We start from the raw sequence: 264 nt of genomic DNA, 5'->3' as shown, positions 1-264 counted from the left end.
GATGTAGATCCAGCTGCCGGCGGTCATCTGGCCGTACATGGCCAGGCCCTTGGCGTCGAGTTCGTTGAAATGCTCCCAGGTGGCCCAGTGCGGCACCAGGTTGGAATTGGCGATCAGCACGCGCGGCGCGTTGGCGTGGGTCTTGAACACGCCGACCGGCTTGCCCGACTGCACCAGCAGGGTCTCGTCGTCCTCCAGGCGCTAGAGCGTCTCGACGATCTTGTCGTAGCAGTCCCAATCGCGCGCGGCGCGGCCGATGCCGCC

1 pseudogene is annotated in these 264 nt (G+C 66.3%); it reads right to left on the bottom strand.

Going from position 1 to position 264, the window contains the following annotated elements:
• A pseudogene (locus tag ACRHNM_RS17030) lies at window positions 1–198 on the bottom strand (urocanate hydratase); the annotation flags it as partial.
• Between the last annotated feature and the right edge of the window lie 66 nt (window positions 199–264).

It is taken from the genome of Psychroserpens mesophilus, from assembly GCF_050617655.1.
In the GTDB taxonomy this organism is placed as follows: Bacteria; Bacteroidota; Bacteroidia; order Flavobacteriales; family Flavobacteriaceae; genus Psychroserpens; species Psychroserpens mesophilus_A.
Note: the sequence above shows the minus strand (reverse complement) of the source record. Positions and strands in the feature narration are given on the sequence as shown.